Annotated in this window: 17 protein-coding genes; 11 read left to right on the forward strand and 6 right to left on the reverse strand. The window is 34.3% G+C overall.

Annotated elements, in window-relative coordinates:
• Nucleotides 1-103: 103 nt before the first annotated feature.
• Nucleotides 104-538 (reverse strand): hypothetical protein, encoded by a 435-nt coding sequence (locus ACFOWM_RS08940; RefSeq protein WP_379709013.1) that lies wholly within the window; start codon nucleotides 536-538, stop codon nucleotides 104-106.
• 351 nt (nucleotides 539-889) lie between these two features.
• On the opposite strand from ACFOWM_RS08940, the gene ACFOWM_RS08945 reads away from it, so the two are divergent.
• From ACFOWM_RS08945 to ACFOWM_RS08955, 3 genes are all read left to right on the forward strand, one after another.
• Nucleotides 890-2,488, forward strand: a complete 1,599-nt coding sequence (locus ACFOWM_RS08945; protein ID WP_379709015.1) for a histidine kinase dimerization/phosphoacceptor domain -containing protein — start codon at nucleotides 890-892, stop codon at nucleotides 2,486-2,488.
• Between the two features lie 37 nt (nucleotides 2,489-2,525).
• Nucleotides 2,526-3,227, forward strand: a complete 702-nt coding sequence (locus ACFOWM_RS08950) for a LytR/AlgR family response regulator transcription factor (RefSeq protein WP_379709017.1) — start codon at nucleotides 2,526-2,528, stop codon at nucleotides 3,225-3,227.
• Between the two features lie 171 nt (nucleotides 3,228-3,398).
• Nucleotides 3,399-5,561 (forward strand): S46 family peptidase, encoded by a 2,163-nt coding sequence (locus tag ACFOWM_RS08955; RefSeq protein ID WP_379709019.1) that lies wholly within the window; start codon nucleotides 3,399-3,401, stop codon nucleotides 5,559-5,561.
• A gap of 78 nt (nucleotides 5,562-5,639) precedes the next feature.
• On the opposite strand, the gene ACFOWM_RS08960 is transcribed toward ACFOWM_RS08955, so the two are convergent.
• Nucleotides 5,640-5,981, reverse strand: coding sequence for a hypothetical protein (locus tag ACFOWM_RS08960; RefSeq protein WP_379709021.1), 342 nt, complete (start codon nucleotides 5,979-5,981; stop codon nucleotides 5,640-5,642).
• Nucleotides 5,982-6,097: 116 nt separating this feature from the next.
• Between ACFOWM_RS08960 and ACFOWM_RS08965 the strand changes: the two genes are divergently transcribed.
• Entirely contained in the window at nucleotides 6,098-6,694 is a 597-nt protein-coding gene (locus ACFOWM_RS08965; RefSeq protein ID WP_379709023.1) for a hypothetical protein, read from the forward strand.
• A gap of 74 nt (nucleotides 6,695-6,768) precedes the next feature.
• On the opposite strand, the gene ACFOWM_RS08970 is transcribed toward ACFOWM_RS08965, so the two are convergent.
• Nucleotides 6,769-8,238, reverse strand: a complete 1,470-nt coding sequence (locus tag ACFOWM_RS08970) for a sigma-54-dependent transcriptional regulator (protein ID WP_379709025.1) — start codon at nucleotides 8,236-8,238, stop codon at nucleotides 6,769-6,771.
• Nucleotides 8,239-8,283: 45 nt separating this feature from the next.
• Entirely contained in the window at nucleotides 8,284-9,207 is a 924-nt protein-coding gene (locus ACFOWM_RS08975; protein ID WP_379709027.1) for a YihY/virulence factor BrkB family protein, read from the reverse strand.
• A gap of 280 nt (nucleotides 9,208-9,487) precedes the next feature.
• Here ACFOWM_RS08975 and ACFOWM_RS08980 point away from each other — a divergent pair, with 280 nt between their 5' ends.
• The 5 genes from ACFOWM_RS08980 (at nucleotide 9,488) to ACFOWM_RS09000 (ending at nucleotide 11,673) form a co-directional block, all read left to right on the forward strand.
• Nucleotides 9,488-9,874, forward strand: a complete 387-nt coding sequence (locus ACFOWM_RS08980) for a response regulator (RefSeq protein WP_379709029.1) — start codon at nucleotides 9,488-9,490, stop codon at nucleotides 9,872-9,874.
• Nucleotides 9,875-9,961: 87 nt separating this feature from the next.
• Nucleotides 9,962-10,405 carry a hypothetical protein gene (locus ACFOWM_RS08985; RefSeq protein ID WP_379709031.1) on the forward strand — a complete coding sequence of 148 codons (444 nt, stop codon included), beginning with the start codon at nucleotides 9,962-9,964 and terminating at the stop codon, nucleotides 10,403-10,405.
• A gap of 215 nt (nucleotides 10,406-10,620) precedes the next feature.
• Nucleotides 10,621-10,896, forward strand: a complete 276-nt coding sequence (locus ACFOWM_RS08990) for a YtxH domain-containing protein (RefSeq protein ID WP_379709033.1) — start codon at nucleotides 10,621-10,623, stop codon at nucleotides 10,894-10,896.
• A gap of 50 nt (nucleotides 10,897-10,946) precedes the next feature.
• Nucleotides 10,947-11,294, forward strand: coding sequence for a phage holin family protein (locus ACFOWM_RS08995; RefSeq protein WP_379709035.1), 348 nt, complete (start codon nucleotides 10,947-10,949; stop codon nucleotides 11,292-11,294).
• A gap of 1 nt (nucleotide 11,295) precedes the next feature.
• Entirely contained in the window at nucleotides 11,296-11,673 is a 378-nt protein-coding gene (locus tag ACFOWM_RS09000; RefSeq protein ID WP_379709037.1) for a hypothetical protein, read from the forward strand.
• Between the two features lie 62 nt (nucleotides 11,674-11,735).
• Here ACFOWM_RS09000 and ACFOWM_RS09005 read toward each other — a convergent pair whose 3' ends face one another.
• The gene (locus tag ACFOWM_RS09005; RefSeq protein WP_379709039.1) at nucleotides 11,736-13,835 is read right to left on the reverse strand and encodes a hypothetical protein; all 2,100 of its coding nucleotides are present in this window, start codon (nucleotides 13,833-13,835) and stop codon (nucleotides 11,736-11,738) included.
• Nucleotides 13,836-13,959: 124 nt separating this feature from the next.
• Complete coding sequence (locus ACFOWM_RS09010) at nucleotides 13,960-14,667, reverse strand: hypothetical protein (protein ID WP_379709041.1); 708 nt, start codon at nucleotides 14,665-14,667, stop codon at nucleotides 13,960-13,962.
• A 455-nt stretch (nucleotides 14,668-15,122) separates the two neighbouring features.
• Here ACFOWM_RS09010 and ACFOWM_RS09015 point away from each other — a divergent pair, with 455 nt between their 5' ends.
• On the forward strand, nucleotides 15,123-15,383 hold the full coding sequence (locus ACFOWM_RS09015; RefSeq protein WP_379709043.1) for a GyrI-like domain-containing protein: 261 nt from the start codon (nucleotides 15,123-15,125) through the stop codon (nucleotides 15,381-15,383).
• A 72-nt stretch (nucleotides 15,384-15,455) separates the two neighbouring features.
• Nucleotides 15,456-15,974 (forward strand): hypothetical protein, encoded by a 519-nt coding sequence (locus ACFOWM_RS09020; RefSeq protein WP_379709045.1) that lies wholly within the window; start codon nucleotides 15,456-15,458, stop codon nucleotides 15,972-15,974.
• Nucleotides 15,975-16,081: the final 107 nt, after the last annotated feature.

Raw genomic sequence — 16,081 nt, forward strand, 5'->3', positions numbered from 1 at the left:
CCTAAATCAAAAGTAAGGATTATTGATTGAACTGCACAAAAAATAATATTAATATGTTTTAAACGGTATTATTTAGTAATGTAAATGGGTTATACATTACCGTTTACTTAATTAAAAGCTTGTATAACCGCTCTAGTTCAGCTTTTTCGGCAGGGTTTAAAATATTGTTTTTTTTAAAGATAGATTGAAACAACAACACTCTTTTGTGTTGGGGATATTTTAATAAAATGGCAGCTACCATTTGCCCAACTTGCTCATCTTTAGCTGTAACAATTGAAGCTGATATAGTAGCTTCTGAACGTTGGGTAACATGCTTCTTTTTTATAATTGCCTCAAGGGTTGCAATTTTTGCAGGTGCAATTTTTTGAATGCGTTGTGCCTTGCCCAATAAGCCTTCTAATTGTTTTTTGCTAAGGCTACCTCTTTCAAAATACTGTTGCTGTATACTTTTACAAAAGCCATCATCTGGCTTAGCCGTTAATACAGCAGCTATCACCTGTGCTATAATATCAATATCGGGATTAATACGGTGTTGCATAGGGTAAAGGTACAACTTAACTTATTTTGAAAACAAAAGCTATCGTATACAAAACAGCAAGTCAACATTATTGTTGTCCTGCATTTTGTGCACAATTTAAAGCTGTTTACGGCATTTTATTAGCACATTATCTTCATCAACTTCATATTTGCCAAAGGTTTTTCTTAGGATATTGGATTTACAAGGGTGCATTTCTATGCAGCCCTTTTTTAATATTAACTGTATTTAAAAGCGATATAATTTTATTTGTACTAAATTCATTTACCTCATAAGTGTGATAAGCTATTTTAATATTCAGAAAAAATGAAGTATTTATTGTTGATAATTTTATTGTGTTTTAACATAATTGCTTTGTCGCAACGGCCACTGCCAAATAGCCTTCAACTAAAAATTGACACCGCAAAAACACCAGCTACAAAACTAAAAGCGTATATAAAGGCCGGTGATTTTTATTATGGGTATTACAATCCATTGGGTTATTCAAAAGCATTATCAATGTTTGAAAAAGCCTTGGCTATAGCACAATCCACCAAAGACAGTGTATTGATTGGGTTAGCCTGCGGCTCAATGGCAGAAGTATATGATGCACTCGGAAAAGACAAATTACCATTGGCTATAAAAAATTATCTAATTTTTTATAAAGCTATGTTGCGAACAACCGATACGGCCAAAATTTTAAGGAGTATGATGAACGTTGCGGCAACATACAACAAAATGTACCAAGCTGCCGAAGCAAAAATTTGGTTACAAAAAATTATTCAATTATCAAGCAAATACTCAGTTATAAAAAAGCGCAACCAAGCGTATGTTTTTGTAGCAGAAAATTACATGATGTTAAATGATAGCGCCAATGCAAGAAAGTATTTTGAACAGCTTAATTTAAAAAATGATGTAATTGAAAACGATGGTTTAATGTATCGTAATAAATACCGATCAACACAATATTATATACTAGCCAATAAAGGCAATTACAAAGCCGCTTTTATGGCTGCTGATACTGCTTTGCAACAAGGTATGCGCCCTAACGATTCTATGCTAACTTACCAACAATTAAGTAGCATTGCAAAACAAGGAGGCTTATATAAAGAGGCCGCTTATTATAAGCAAAAAGAATTAGATGTATATGTAAACATGAGCACCAATGAAGGGCTTTATGGCATTAATAATAAACTTGTTTTTTCAGAATTGCTTTTGAAAGAAGATAATGCCAAGCTTTCACTAAAAGAGCAACAAACCAAAATAAAATTTTATAGCTTATTAGTTATTGGTTCGTTGTTATTAATCATTGTTGCTTTAGCTATCGGTTCCAATATCCGCTCTAAAAGGCAAAATAAAAAACTGGCAGATCAAATTGTACAAAATAATTTGTTGTTAAACGAAGTGCACCATCGTGTAAAAAACAACTTACAAATTATAAGCAGCTTTATGCTATTGCAACAATTGAAAAAAGGCGCCAATAGTGATGAAATCATAAAACAACTACATAGTCGTATACAAGCATTAGCACTGATTCACCAAAAATTATATCAACAAAATAATTACGACTCCATTGAATTAAAATCATACTTTGAACAGTTTGTGGCTGAAACCATACAAACCCACCACGATGGAAGCAACGCAATAGCTTTTGATTTAATGATGGAGGAAGTTTATTTGGTATTAGATATTGTTACACCGCTGGTTTTTATAACCAATGAACTGTTGCTAAATACTATTAAATATGTTGCTACTAAAAAAGATTGTACCATCTACATAACGGCTACAAAAATCAACAATCAATTATTATTTACTTACGCTGATAATGGTAAAGGTATAACAGCTACACAGCTTGAAACAGCCACCACTACGGGGCTTCGTTTGGTAAAACGCCTAGCAAAACAAATGAATGCAAAAATTACAGTTGAACAAAATAAACATCATTTACAATTCTTATTAGTGATACCACTGTAAAAAATAGCTATATTTATTGTGTAGTATTCAAGCAGCTATGAAAGTATTAATTGTTGAGGATGAAGCCATTATTGCGGAAAGTTTGTTCCAAGTTTTATTAAACCTAGGTTACAAACCATACGAACCATGTAGTACAGGAAAAGAGGCTATACATTTTTTAGAAAATCACCAACCCGATATTGCAATTGTTGATATACATGTAGGAGCTAGCTACGCCGGTTTTGATGTTGCAGCTAAGTTACAACAAGCCCATATTCCATTTATTTTTTTAACGGCTTTGTACGATAAACAAACACTTGAGCAGGCGCAACAATATAAGCCTGCTGCATATTTAGTGAAGCCTTTTAGTAAAGAAAATTTATTTGCAACCATTGAGTTGGCGTTGGTACAGCAGCAACATGAACGTGAACAATCATTAAACCCACCATCCCAAATTTTTATTAAAAATGGGCCTCAAAGTATTGCGATTAACCCTCAAGATATTACACACCTTGAGGCCAACAATAAATACATTGAAGTACATACATCAAACGGTAAAAAGTTTTTAATTAGAGCTACCATGCTTGAGGTATTGGAGCAGTTAGCGATACCAACATTAGTGCAAGTGCATAAGTCATACGCTATTAATACACATTATATAAAAGCAATTAAATACGATAGTTTATTAGTTCATCAAGTACAAATTCCTATTGGTAGGTCGTTTCGAAATGGTCTTAAAAAGTTAATTCATATTGTATAGCTTTAATAAAACTGCACTTACTTGTTGTGTAGGCTAATAATGTTAATTGGCTCACCAATACCACACAAAAACCCTAAATTCGTTGCACCAAAAATTCAGAGGAAGCAAGTTGCATGCATACTAACAGTGTGTTGGTTTTTGCCACTTGTATATTATTTAAAACACAAACAAATGAAAAAATTTATTGTATCGCTTGTATTAATATCAAGCTTACTACAAGCCCGTGCCGATGAAGGTATGTGGTTGCCTATGTTATTGGGCCAACAAGTGTATAACGACATGGTAAAACGTGGTTTAAAACTCAGCAAAGAGCAGTTGTACTCCATCAACAAATCATCGTTAAAAGATGCCATTATTATTTTTGGCGGTGGCTGTACTGGCGAAATAGTGAGTGATAAAGGGTTAATTTTTACCAACCACCACTGCGGTTATGATGCTATTGCAAGCGCCAGCTCTGTTCAAAACAATTATTTGAGAGATGGTTTTTATGCCTACAATATGGGCCAAGAAATTCAAAGCAAATTAACGGTACAGTTTTTAGATAAAATTGTAGATGTAACCAAAGAAGTTGAAGATGCTGTAAAAGGTTTAAGTTGGGCGGATCGTACTAAAAAATTACCCGATGTTTTTAAAACAATAACTGATAAAGTTGCTGATAAAGACAATGGCTTAGCCGGTAGAATTTACAGCATGTTTAAAGGCAATCAATACTTAATGTATGTATATAAAACCTACAGAGATATTCGTTTGGTAGGTGCACCGCCAGAAAGTGTTGGTAAATTTGGTGGCGATACTGATAACTGGGAGTGGCCTCGTCATACCGGCGATTTTTCTATTTTTCGTGTATACGCAAGTAAAGATGGTAAGCCTGCTGACTTTAGTGCAGAAAACATTCCTCTAAAACCTAAAGCATTTTTACCAGTAAGCATTAAAGGTATTAAAGATGGTGATTATGCTATGATATATGGCTACCCTGGTAGCACCAATCGTTATGAAACAAGCTATGGCATTAAATTGAAAAACGAAATTGAAAACCCATCGTTAGTGGGTTTACGTGATATGCGTTTGAAATACATGCATGAGCAAATGATTAAAGACCCTGCCGTTAAATTAAAATTGGCAAGCAACTATGCAAGCGTTGCCAACTATTGGAAATTTTTTGATGGCGAAACCAAACAGTTGGTAAAGTTTAAAACCTTTGATCAAAAGCAAGCTTACGAAGCTGGTTTTCAAAAATGGGCAACAGGTAAAGCAGAATATGAAAATATTTTTAAAGACTATGCCGCTAATTATGCCGCATGGACACCCTATGCTAAACAACGCCAATATTTAGTGGAAGGTATTTTAGGCTCACCATTAGCCAATTTTGCTGCTCAATTACAAAGCCTCGAAATGGCATTGGTAAAAACAGGTATGACGGCTGCTGATATTACCAAAGCTGCCGCTGCAGCAGATGCATCACGTAAAGCATATTTAGAAGCAGCTAACACCATCAGCGATGAAAAAATTGTTGCTGCAGCAGCACAAATGTTTTATAATGATATCGACAAAAATCAACATCCAATAGGTTTTTACGAAAAAATAAAATCTCAGTATGGTGATTTAAATGATGAAGCTACTTTTAAAAAATGGGCGAAAGATTTGTTTGCCAACACCATCATTTTAAACGATACTAAATGGGCAGCATTTATTGCAAAGCCTGATGCTAATGTGTTACAGGCTGACCCTGCATTTGATTATGCTACCGCATTTGCAAAAAATTACAACGTTAAATATGCACCATTGTATACTGTGTTTGTAAATAAAAATAACGAACTAGGTAGGGCTTATTTAAAAGGTATTATGGAGAAAGACCCTGCAGCAGCTGCTAAAATGTACCCAGATGCTAATTTTAGTATGAGGGTAAGTTATGGCAATGTAAAAAGCTATGCACCAAGAGATGCAGTGAAGTATGATTTTGTAACCACCAGTAAAGGGTTATTAGAAAAATATGTAGCCGGCGATTACGAATTTGATTTGCCTACAAAGCAAGTAGAATTATTAAAGAACAAAGATTTTGGTCAGTACATTGATAAATCTCGTAACGATTTAGTTGTTGCGTTTATTACAACCAATGATATTACTGGCGGCAACTCTGGCTCACCTGTTATTGATGGTAATGGCAATTTAATAGGGCTGGCTTTTGATGGTAACTACGAAGCATTAAGTCACAAAATTGCTTTTGATAAAGATTTAAACCGCACCATTTGTGTTGATGTTAGATATGTGTTGTGGTGTATTGATAAATTAGGCGGTGCTAAAAATTTAATTAATGAATTAAAGTTGGTAAAGTAACCAAGTAATTAAAACAAAAAAGCCTCACCTAATTAGTGAGGCTTTTTTATTGGGTATTTTGATACCCTATTGTTTAATTTATTCTCCAAAAATTTGTTGTTCACTTCTTTCTGATACAGGTATTTTTCTAATAAAATCATCATACCCATCATCGTCATGGTTGCTGTATGCACCATAAGCATCAATAGAGTAACCAATGCTACCATCATTGGCTTCTATGAGGTATAAAATCATATTGTCAGATGGGTCAGATGCACCTTCAAAACGATAGGTTTTAATAATCTGTAAGTCGCTAGGGCTGTAGGTTTTAGCCGATGTGCCAAAACCATCGGGTGTCATTTCAAACGCCTTGTCTTGTTTTCTAATACGCAACTGTTCTAATACTGAACTGAGGGTTGTTAAATAAGTGGATGCTGCCATGATATAATTTTTTTGAGATGATAAAACATATTTCATAAACAAGTCCCCATTTTTATACCAATTAAATGGCACGGTTTTTTTGTTGGTTGTTGTATTACAGAATAAAAAAAGATTTTATGTCAATCAATATAGTGAACCAATTAGTAGAAAATTTGCACTTAGCACCGTTGCAAAAAATTGACCCAACAACAGAAAAAGTAGTTGATCATAATACTGAAAATACGGAGAGTGCCTTAACACAAGCCATAGTACCAACCGTAGTAGCAGGTATTTATGATAGTGCAAAATCAGAAGTAGGCTTAGCCGTTTTAGCTAGCGATGCAACCAGTAGCGATTGGCTAACACTGTTATTTGGTGAGCAAGCGCCTACATTAAAAGCAAGGTTAGCAGCCTATACGGCCACAACTGAAACAATTGCTGAAAAAGTATTTGATACCGTTGCAAAAGAAGCTGTAGCTATACTACGTAATGCCGCTAAGGGTAATGATATGCGTACAGCTATTAGGGATATTGCAGGGGCACAAAAACCATTTTTTATGAGTTACTTACCAACAAGTTTACATGTAGGACAATTATTGGGCGATACATCGTTAGATGATAGTACCAATAAAATGGAGGGTCCGGTTTCAAGTTTTTTACACAAGTTAGAATCAGCACTATCAGGCAACGAATCAAAAGATGCAGCAGATGAAAAGAAAGATCAAAGAATGTAATAAGATAGCTAGCAATAAAAACGAAAAGGGGATATGGTAAATGACCATACCCCCTTTTTAATGGAAATAAAATATTATCCTTTATTCAACTCTTCAAAACTTTTGATTTTATTGTAGAGTGTTTTTCTGTCTATTTTTAAAATTTCTGCCGCCTTCGTTTTGTTGAAGTTCACTTGTTTTAATACAGTCATAATAGCATCATACTCTGCTCTTGAAGCAGCATCTTTTAAATCGAAACCGGTTCGTACTGGTGATGATGGCATTTGGTGTTGTATAAACTCATCTTCATACCTATGTGAAAAAGCAGGTGGCGTATGCGATAAGCTAGTGGGCTCATTATTGGTAATTTCCCAAGGTAACGTTGCACTATCAACAAGGCCACTTTGGGTTAACAACACAGCACGGCGAACTACGTTTCTAAATTCACGTAAATTACCTGGCCATGTGTAGTTAATAAACATTTGCATTACTTCGTTGCTAAAACCATCAATTTCTCTACCCAGCTCATTTTTTGCTTTGTTTAAAAAGAAATCAGCAAACAAAGGAATATCTTTTTTACGATCTCTCAACGGCGGAAGGTTGATAGAGAATTCGTTGAAACGATGGTATAAATCTTCTCTAAATTTACCTTTACGATAGGCCTCTTGTAAGTTTTCGTTTGATGCTACTATAATGCGAACATCAACAGGCATTTCTTTATTACCCCCAACTCTTTTAAAGGCACGTTCTTGAATAACCCTTAATAAAGATGCTTGTACTTCGTATGATAAATTGGCCACTTCATCTAAAAACAAAGTGCCGCCATTGGCTAGTTCAAAATGTCCTTCTTTATCAGAAAGGGCACCAGTAAATGCGCCTTTTACGTGACCAAATAATTCGCTACCAGCCAGCTCTTTACTAAGCGTACCACAATCCATAGCAACAAAAGGCTTATCGGCCCTATCACTGAGGCTATGTATTGTTTTTGCAATTACCTCTTTACCTGTACCGCTTTCGCCGTATAAAATGATGCTGTAATTTGTTGGCGCTACAATTTTAATTTGTTTATACAGCTCTTTTGTAGTACCAGCTTCGCCTACTAAAAATTCGCTGTTGCTGCTTAACTTTTGTTCAACCGCTGATTTTGATGGAGCAATTTTTTTGATTGTACCATCTGAGTTAATGGTGCTCTGCTGTGTTATTGGTTGGTCCAACGCTTTGTTGAGTACATTCAACACTTCATCAGGAATTAATGGTTTGGTGATATAATCAAAAGCGCCCATTTTAATAACATCAACCGCTACTTTAATATCAGAATAACCAGTTATAATGAGTACGATGGTGTTGGGTGCTATATCTTTTATTTCCTTTAAAATATCTTTACCATCTTTATCGCCTAACCTAAAATCGGTGATAACAATATCAAATTTATTTTCTTTAAACTTGGCAATACCCTTGTTGCCAGCGTTAGCAGTATCAACCTCGTAGCCGTTACGGGTTAAAAATTTGCTAAGCAATAAACACATATCTACATCATCATCAATAATTAAAATTTTCTTTTTCATTTGTCTTTTTTTGAAGGAGGTTGTACTTTTTTATGGGATAAATAATTAATCTTTTAATTGTACCGTTTGCATCGGTATTTCTGCCACTTTTACCCAAACAGAATATTCGCTAGGGTAAATTTTACCACCAAAATTGGTAGCATATACTTTTGTGAATACAGCGCCTAAATATAAAATGGTAGCACTGTAATAAACCCAAATCATCAATATCATTATAGAGCCAGCCGCACCGTAAATAGAGCCAATTTTACTTTGGCCTAAGTAATACCCAATACCGAATTTACCTAATAAAAATAAACCAGCTGTAATGAGTGCACCAATGCCAACATCTTTCCATTTTATTTTAGCATCAGGTAAAATTTTAAATATAGCACCAAATAAAAATGTAGTGATAATGAGTGAAACGCCACTATCTATTACCAAAACCAATACATTACCAACACCCGGTATTAAGCTGCTTATTTTACCACTAATGGCAGCTGCAATGGCATTAAGTACTAGTGAAACAATGAGTACAAAGCCTAAGCTAATAATGAGTGAAAAAGATATTAACCGATCAATCAGCACTTTCCACCAAGCTCTTTGCGCTTTTAATTTTAAACCCCAAATACGATTAAGTGAATCTTGTATTTCACCAAAAATACCTGTTGCGCCAATTATTAATACTACTACACCGATGGTGGTGGCAAAAACATTGTCTTTATACAAATGAATATTTTGAATAGATGTTTGAATTTGCATGGCCGCTTCGCTGCCCACTAACTTATTAATTTGGTTGTATAACTCACCATTTACCGCCTCTTTGCCGAAAAAGGTACCCATAACGGTTAATACAATAACTAATAATGGCGCAATAGATAACATCGTATAGTAGGCTAAAGAGGCGCTGTACTTTAAAATATTATCGCCTATAAACTCTACTAATACTTGTTTTAAAAAGCCCCCAAAAACAAATAATTTTTGTTTCATATTCATTAGTATACAATCAAGTATTCTATAATTGTACCATGTAACTATTTCCTCGATAAAATTGTAAAAAATTCCTCAATATGCATTGCCCAATGTTGTAAAAAGATTAATTATAAAAATAATTTGTAAATGACCCGTAATTTTTTATTTTTAAACGGTTGAAACACAACACAATCGCTATAACTTATGCACAAGTTGGTTGGTTTGCAGCCTACAATCTAGTAAAATTAATAGTTGGCAACAATATTGAAAACATAAACGTGTAGCAAATTGATAGTGTATGAACCAGAGTAATCATATAAATGCCCAAATTTTGAAAGCCTTAATAATAGATGATGAAACAGATATATGTTATTTGTTGAGTAGGCTTTTGAAACAAAAGAATTTAGAAACAGCCTTTGTAAACTCACTAACAGCGGCCAATGAGGCGCTTGAAACGGAGCACCCTGGTATTATTTTTTTAGATAATCACCTGCCAGATGGCTTAGGAATGAACTATATTGGTTATATAAAAAAGAAATATCCTGAAACTAAAGTGGTGATGATTACGGCTCACGACTCAGCTATTGATAGGGCGATGGCGATAGAAAATGGCGCCGATTTTTTTATTGGAAAGCCTTTTACTAAAGAAATTATTTATAAAGCCGTTGAAGCGGTTTGTGCATAAAAATATACTATTGGGTAAAACATTGCCCGTTTTGCCGCTTAATATTTCGCTTTCATTTATTGAACTTTTCAAACTAATATATTGGAAATGGAAACATTGAACCATTTGGTATTGCAAAAAATGAATTGCTTACTGCAATTTTTAACGCAAACAAAAAATGCATTTGAAACCCTTGCAGATGAAATTGAAAATACATTATTAAAGGCTGCTTTAAATGGCTTGTCTGATGAAAGTCATTATTATGAAACCGAATTACGCAGCTATTGTAAACAAATGGGCATTTCTTTACAAAATAACGAAATGAAGCAGCAAGAAGTTGCTGAAGCAGTAAGTGATAACGATACACCTTACCAAGAGTTATCACAAATTTGCACCAATAAAGCAAATTTGCTCACACAGGCATATCAAGATTTGATGAAAGAAATTGCAGCCCTTGTGCCTTTAAAACAAATGATCTATTACCAAATGCAAGCATTACAATATTCTTTCTTAAAAATTGATTTACTAAATAAGGCAAGGTTTGTTTCATAAACACCACAGGTATTCACTTTAAAAATACTACCGTAAATTGGTAAGCAAATACAGTAAACTGTATGGTGGGCATCTTAAAAAAAGCCTAACCTATTAACCAACAAAAAGTACCATTATAGTTTTGCACACTTATAAAATTTGTATTTGTTGGCAGCATTTTGGTAATAATATAACACATAACATTTAATTAATTAACCACGTAAAATTGTATAATTATGAGCAAGAAATTAATAACAGGTATATTGGTAGGCGCTGCAGTTGGCGCAGCTTTGGGAATTTTATTTGCACCAGATAAAGGCAAAGAAACTCGTAAAAAAATAGCTAAAAAAACAGGTGATTTAGGTGATACCGTTCGCAACAAGTTCAATGAGTTAGGTTCAGCTTTGCAAGATAAATATGATAGCATTAGAGGCGAAGCCAATAGCATTTTAGATAAAGGTAAAGACACCGCAAAAGATATTAAAGAAGATGTTCAACGTAATTTTTCTTAATATAGGGGTTTAAAAAAGTTAATAAGTACCGGCAACAAACGAGCCTTACAATGGAAAAAAAACCAACAGAAAATGTATTAGAATCATTGTTTGAAAAAACAAGTGATTATGTAGAAACCCGATTAGAGTTAACTAAGTACAAAGCCATTAAAAAAACGGCTGTAATAACATCGTCACTCATATCAAAATTGGTGGTAGGTGCCTTATTGCTGTCTTTTGTAATGATTTTAAACATAGCCGTAGGCTTGTGGTTGGGCGAATTATTGCATAAAACTTACTTGGGCTTTTTTGCACTAGCAGGGTTTTACTTTGTTGCCGGACTTATTACTTTTAGGTTTAGAGATAAATGGCTTAAAAATCCAATAGCCGATTCTATCATCGATAAAATGGCAGACTAACATGGCTATCAAAAATTTACAAGATTTAGAGAAAGAAATTGCGGCATTAGAAATTGAAAAAGCTACTAAAGAAGCGGCTTTAAAAACGCAGTTTCATGCAACGCTAGAAAGTTACCAACCACAAAATATTCTTAAAACAACCATGAACGGTTTGGTAGAGCCCGGCAATATAGGCAGCACTATTTTAAAAGCGGCAGGCGGTATAGGTGTGGGCTTGTTGGCCAAAAACTTTGTATTAAACAAGGCTACTAATTATGTTACCAACTTAGCTAGTAGTGCTTTACAATCAACCGCTAAAAATGCAGTTAATAATAACAAAGATAAAATAGCAGCATGGGCTACGGCTATTTATAAAAACCTATTTAATAAAAAGAAGTAAGTTAATAGCACAACAACTCCATCATATATTCAGCGGCTTTACAGCCGCTATTTTTATGCGTTTTATTTAGTAGATGATTTAGCACCAGCGAAAATACTCTTCCATACCAAATTAAAAAACGATTTGTTTTCAATACGCTTGAAGGCTAAATCTGCTTTACGGGCACCGGGGTTTTCGTTGTCGTTTTTTATGAAAGTGTTGGCAATAGTGGTTAATAAACCTTTTGTTTGTAGCTCATTATCTGCATTGGTTTTTAATAAAGCAATACGTAAGTTGTTGTACAATAAAAGGCCCTCACCTTTGCTATTATAATCATCAGCTTGTAAACTAAATTGGTATTGTTTTATTTGTCCGCTTTTAATAGAACCCAAGCCTAATGGTTCAATAACAGGGTTTAATATTACTGCATCAAAACTACCCACATTTCCGTTTATATAAAACGGATCTTTGGTGTTTTGTAGTGGCAATTTCCAATTGGTTTGTAAGGGCGCTTTACCCAAAAAATTACATTGTAGCATTACTTGTAAAAAGGGCTGTAGCTGTATTTTATTATTAATGTTGGTAATGTTGACTACATCGCCATTAATGTTGTTGAAAAACACATCTCCTACCTTTTTTGATACGTCTCCTTTTTCTTTATAGCTCAAATAGCCATTATTAATGTGTACCTTTTTTATGTAAAACGGCAGGGTTATTTTTTTAATGAGTTGGTGGGGATATTGCCCAATTTTACTCGTAGCATCTTCCTTCACCGTTTTATCATTATAAATTTGAATACTAGGTGTACAACTAATACTGTTTAAAATAAGTTGCTGTTGGTTAATAAAGTTGCCTAAATTAAAACCAGTAAGTTGAATGTTTTTTAGGCGTAGGTCCACCCAATCTTTTTGTGTTTTTAATTGTTGTGCAAACGCTTCTTTACTTAAAGTGGGTATTATATTAATTGCTTGTACCGTTGTGGTATTGTTGCTGTTGTTATACAGCAAACCATTTATTTGAATGGATGCTGTATTGTTTGAAATGGGTAGTACACATGATCCCATACTTATGGTGCAACGACTATCAGTAAGTAATGTAAGTATGTTAGAGCCGTTGTAAAAGCTATCAATACCCAAAGCGCTTGCTTTTACATTTTTAAATAAAATTGGTTTATTGTTGCCATTAATAAAAGTAACATTGCTGTTGCCGATTACTAGGTTTTTTACAATGGCTGCATCAAAAAAGGGATTATCAATTTTAATGGTTTGACTCGTTTTTTCAGTCTTTTTAATAACGGTAACATCGCCCCCTTGAGTAACCAACGAATCGGCTTTAATGGTTTTGTTTACAATAAAAGCATTGGTTGATAAGCCTGCAACTTTGGTATTGCCAATATTGATGAGGGTTTTATTGTTAAGGGTATTGGTTTCGGTAAAACGTTGTATTTGTAAAAAACGTTGGGGTGCATTGTAAACCACATTTTGGAGTTGTAGTTTCATATTGTTGGTGGCGCCCATTATATCAATTTGTGCAACGTTGGCCACCACATCTTTAATAAAATAACTGATAATATTATCGTAATTACGGGTACTATCTATTTTAAAATGTTGCAGCAACACGTTCACGTTGTGTAGGCTTGTGTGGGGTGTATCAAAACCTCTTTTAAATAAAATTTCAGCACGGGTAATATTGATTTTATCGGCGTTAATGCTGTTGAATTTACCTGTTATTTTTTCATATAACGCTAAAGTATCAGCCCCTGTTAATTCAATTTTATTTTGTTTGCCTGTGCTAATAATTGTAACAACGGGGTGTATAATATTAATACTAGCAGCTTGAACGTTGTTTTTTTGTAGAAAAGATGGAATATCGGCACCAGTTATAGAAAGTTCGTCAATATGAATATTGAAAATTGTAGCCCCCATGCTACTGGTATCGTTCACCAATAACTTTTGTTGTAATGAATCGCTTTGTAGTGCAATGTTGTAAAATGTGGCATTGCCTGCTACTTCATCAATACGGCTACTATCGTAATGTATAAAATAGGTACTATCTGTACCCTTGGCTACGGCCTTTTCAATTTCATTTTTTACAAGAGCTTTTTTGTTTTGTTGCCACCAAAAAATGCCAACGGTAATACCTATAATTAAGAGCGCTAGAGCAATGCGTAACAATAATTTCATGCAGTTGTTTTTTACAGTGCATAATAATATGCACATTTGAAATAATATATACAAGGTACATGCCGATAATAAAAAAGCAACTATTTACAAAATAGTTGCTTAATGCTGGTAATGTTGCAAGAGGTTATAGTTTTTTGAGATAATTTTTTATGTAGGTATCAAAATTAGGCAAGCTTTTATCTTCATAAATGGTAATGAATTGTCCCCATTGCATAAACCCATATACATTAGGGTCGCTAGCGGCTTTTTCGTAGTTTTTAGTAAAGTAAGTTGCCACATCTTCACCGGCAGGTACTGGGTTGGGTAATTGTTTGTATATTTTTTTAGCATAATCGTAGCAAGCTTTTAATTGTGCTTGTTTACCATTTTTGCGCCACCATAATATAGCAATGGTGTTGGCTAGGTATTCGTTGCTGTACCCCAATTGTGTATGGGCACTATCAACCATATATTGTAACGCATGGCCATATTCGTGTATTAAATAAAAGCCATTAAAAAATAAACCGAATATTTTTTCACCTTCTTGAGGGGAGCCGCCAACACCCGTAAAAAATTGTTTAATTGGCGGTATTACTTGCGACCATAAAGGAAGGTTTACATGATCGTTTAAGCCATAATAAATAAGGTAGGGTGAAGTGTTGATGATGTTATCGGTATTAAAACGGATGTTGGGTTGTAGCTTTTTAATATCCTTTTTAAATTGGGTGGTAATGGGGTTGGCTGTTTTTAATAGCTTGGCTGAATCAGTAAAAACCGAGAACCATTTTTGTTGTGCCTGTAAAGTGGTTGCTGTAAAAAGGCAGCAGTAGAGTAAAAAAGTTTTAGTATTCATGCTTATTTTTTTGAATGATAAAAATAGCAGATTAAAGTAAAAATGAACTCACTCATTTGAGTGATAACGTACATGAGCTATATAACTATAAAGTAACTGTTGTAAAGCTATTACATAGCTGTTGTACAGCTGTTTGTACGGAGTAACGCAGTTATAACTGAACCATTATGCAGCTTTTAAACAAAAGTAAGTACGCTTATAAACATATATAAACTTAGTATATTTGTTTAGCCATGAAACACTACATAACGAGTATTGAACCAACCATTTTGGTGGGGAGGAGATTGACTATGACGTACGAGCAAAACCAAACTGGGGCGTTATGGCAATCGTTTATGCCTTACCGGCACCAAATACTTAATAGAATAGATGAGCAATACTATTAATTACAAGTTTATCCGCCACAATTTTTTGCAGCATTTGACCCAAAGGCCAGTTTTGTAAAATGGGCCGCAGTGGCAGTAAGTGCAGCAACTGAATTACCGGACAATATGGAAACGATGTTGTTGCCAAGTGGTAACTATGCGGTGTTTTTATACAAGGGCTCCGTTGATGGTGCAGCAGTTGCTTTTAGGTATATATTTGAAACTTGGTTACCTACATCTGGTTATCAATTAGCAGATAGGCCTCATTTTGAACTGTTGCCACCGGAGTATAACCCACAAAGTCATTTATCGGAAGAAACTATTTGGATACCCATAACGGAGCGGTTGTAATGGTTTATTGCCTATTTTTAATGCAGCAACATTTATCATTTAACCAAAGCAATACCTGTTATGAAACAAATTATGCTCCTATTTTTTTGTTGGTATATTGTTGATGCATCAGCTCAAACCAACAATGATGCAGCCGACTGGAAAACAGTCAACCTAACTGAAAGTCATATAAAGTTAAGCTACCCCACAGCATGGTATTTTGAAAACAAAGGTGTTCGTTTCGTAATAAAATCACCGAAAGAAAATGAGGCAGATGCATTTTTTGAGAATATCAACATCATTACAAAAACTGTAACCAATACCGATGGTGCTACCATGGCAGATATTGGTGCCGCATCATTAGAGAGTGTAAAAAATAAATACCCAAGTTTACAATTAAATTATTCAAAAGCCACCACTTGGATGAACAGCAATGCCTGGGAGTTAAGTTACCAAGTTAAAAGCGATGGTAATAATGTACAATTATTGCAAAGGGTGTATTTGAACAATGATTTATTTGTGGTAGCTACTTATACTGCTGCTGTAAAAGAGAAAGATATGTATGCTGCAACAGCATTAAAAGTGATGGATGGAATGGAGGTGTTGAAATAAATTTGTATTTTAGTATTTTATTACACTACAAAAAAGTTTAACAAGGATAGATGAAGTATTAATTGAGAATATTATTTTGAAATGGAATATTCATGTACTCTATAAAC

The sequence above is a fragment of the Ferruginibacter yonginensis genome (genome assembly GCF_042651465.1).
Lineage (GTDB): Bacteria > Bacteroidota > Bacteroidia > Chitinophagales > Chitinophagaceae > Ferruginibacter > Ferruginibacter yonginensis.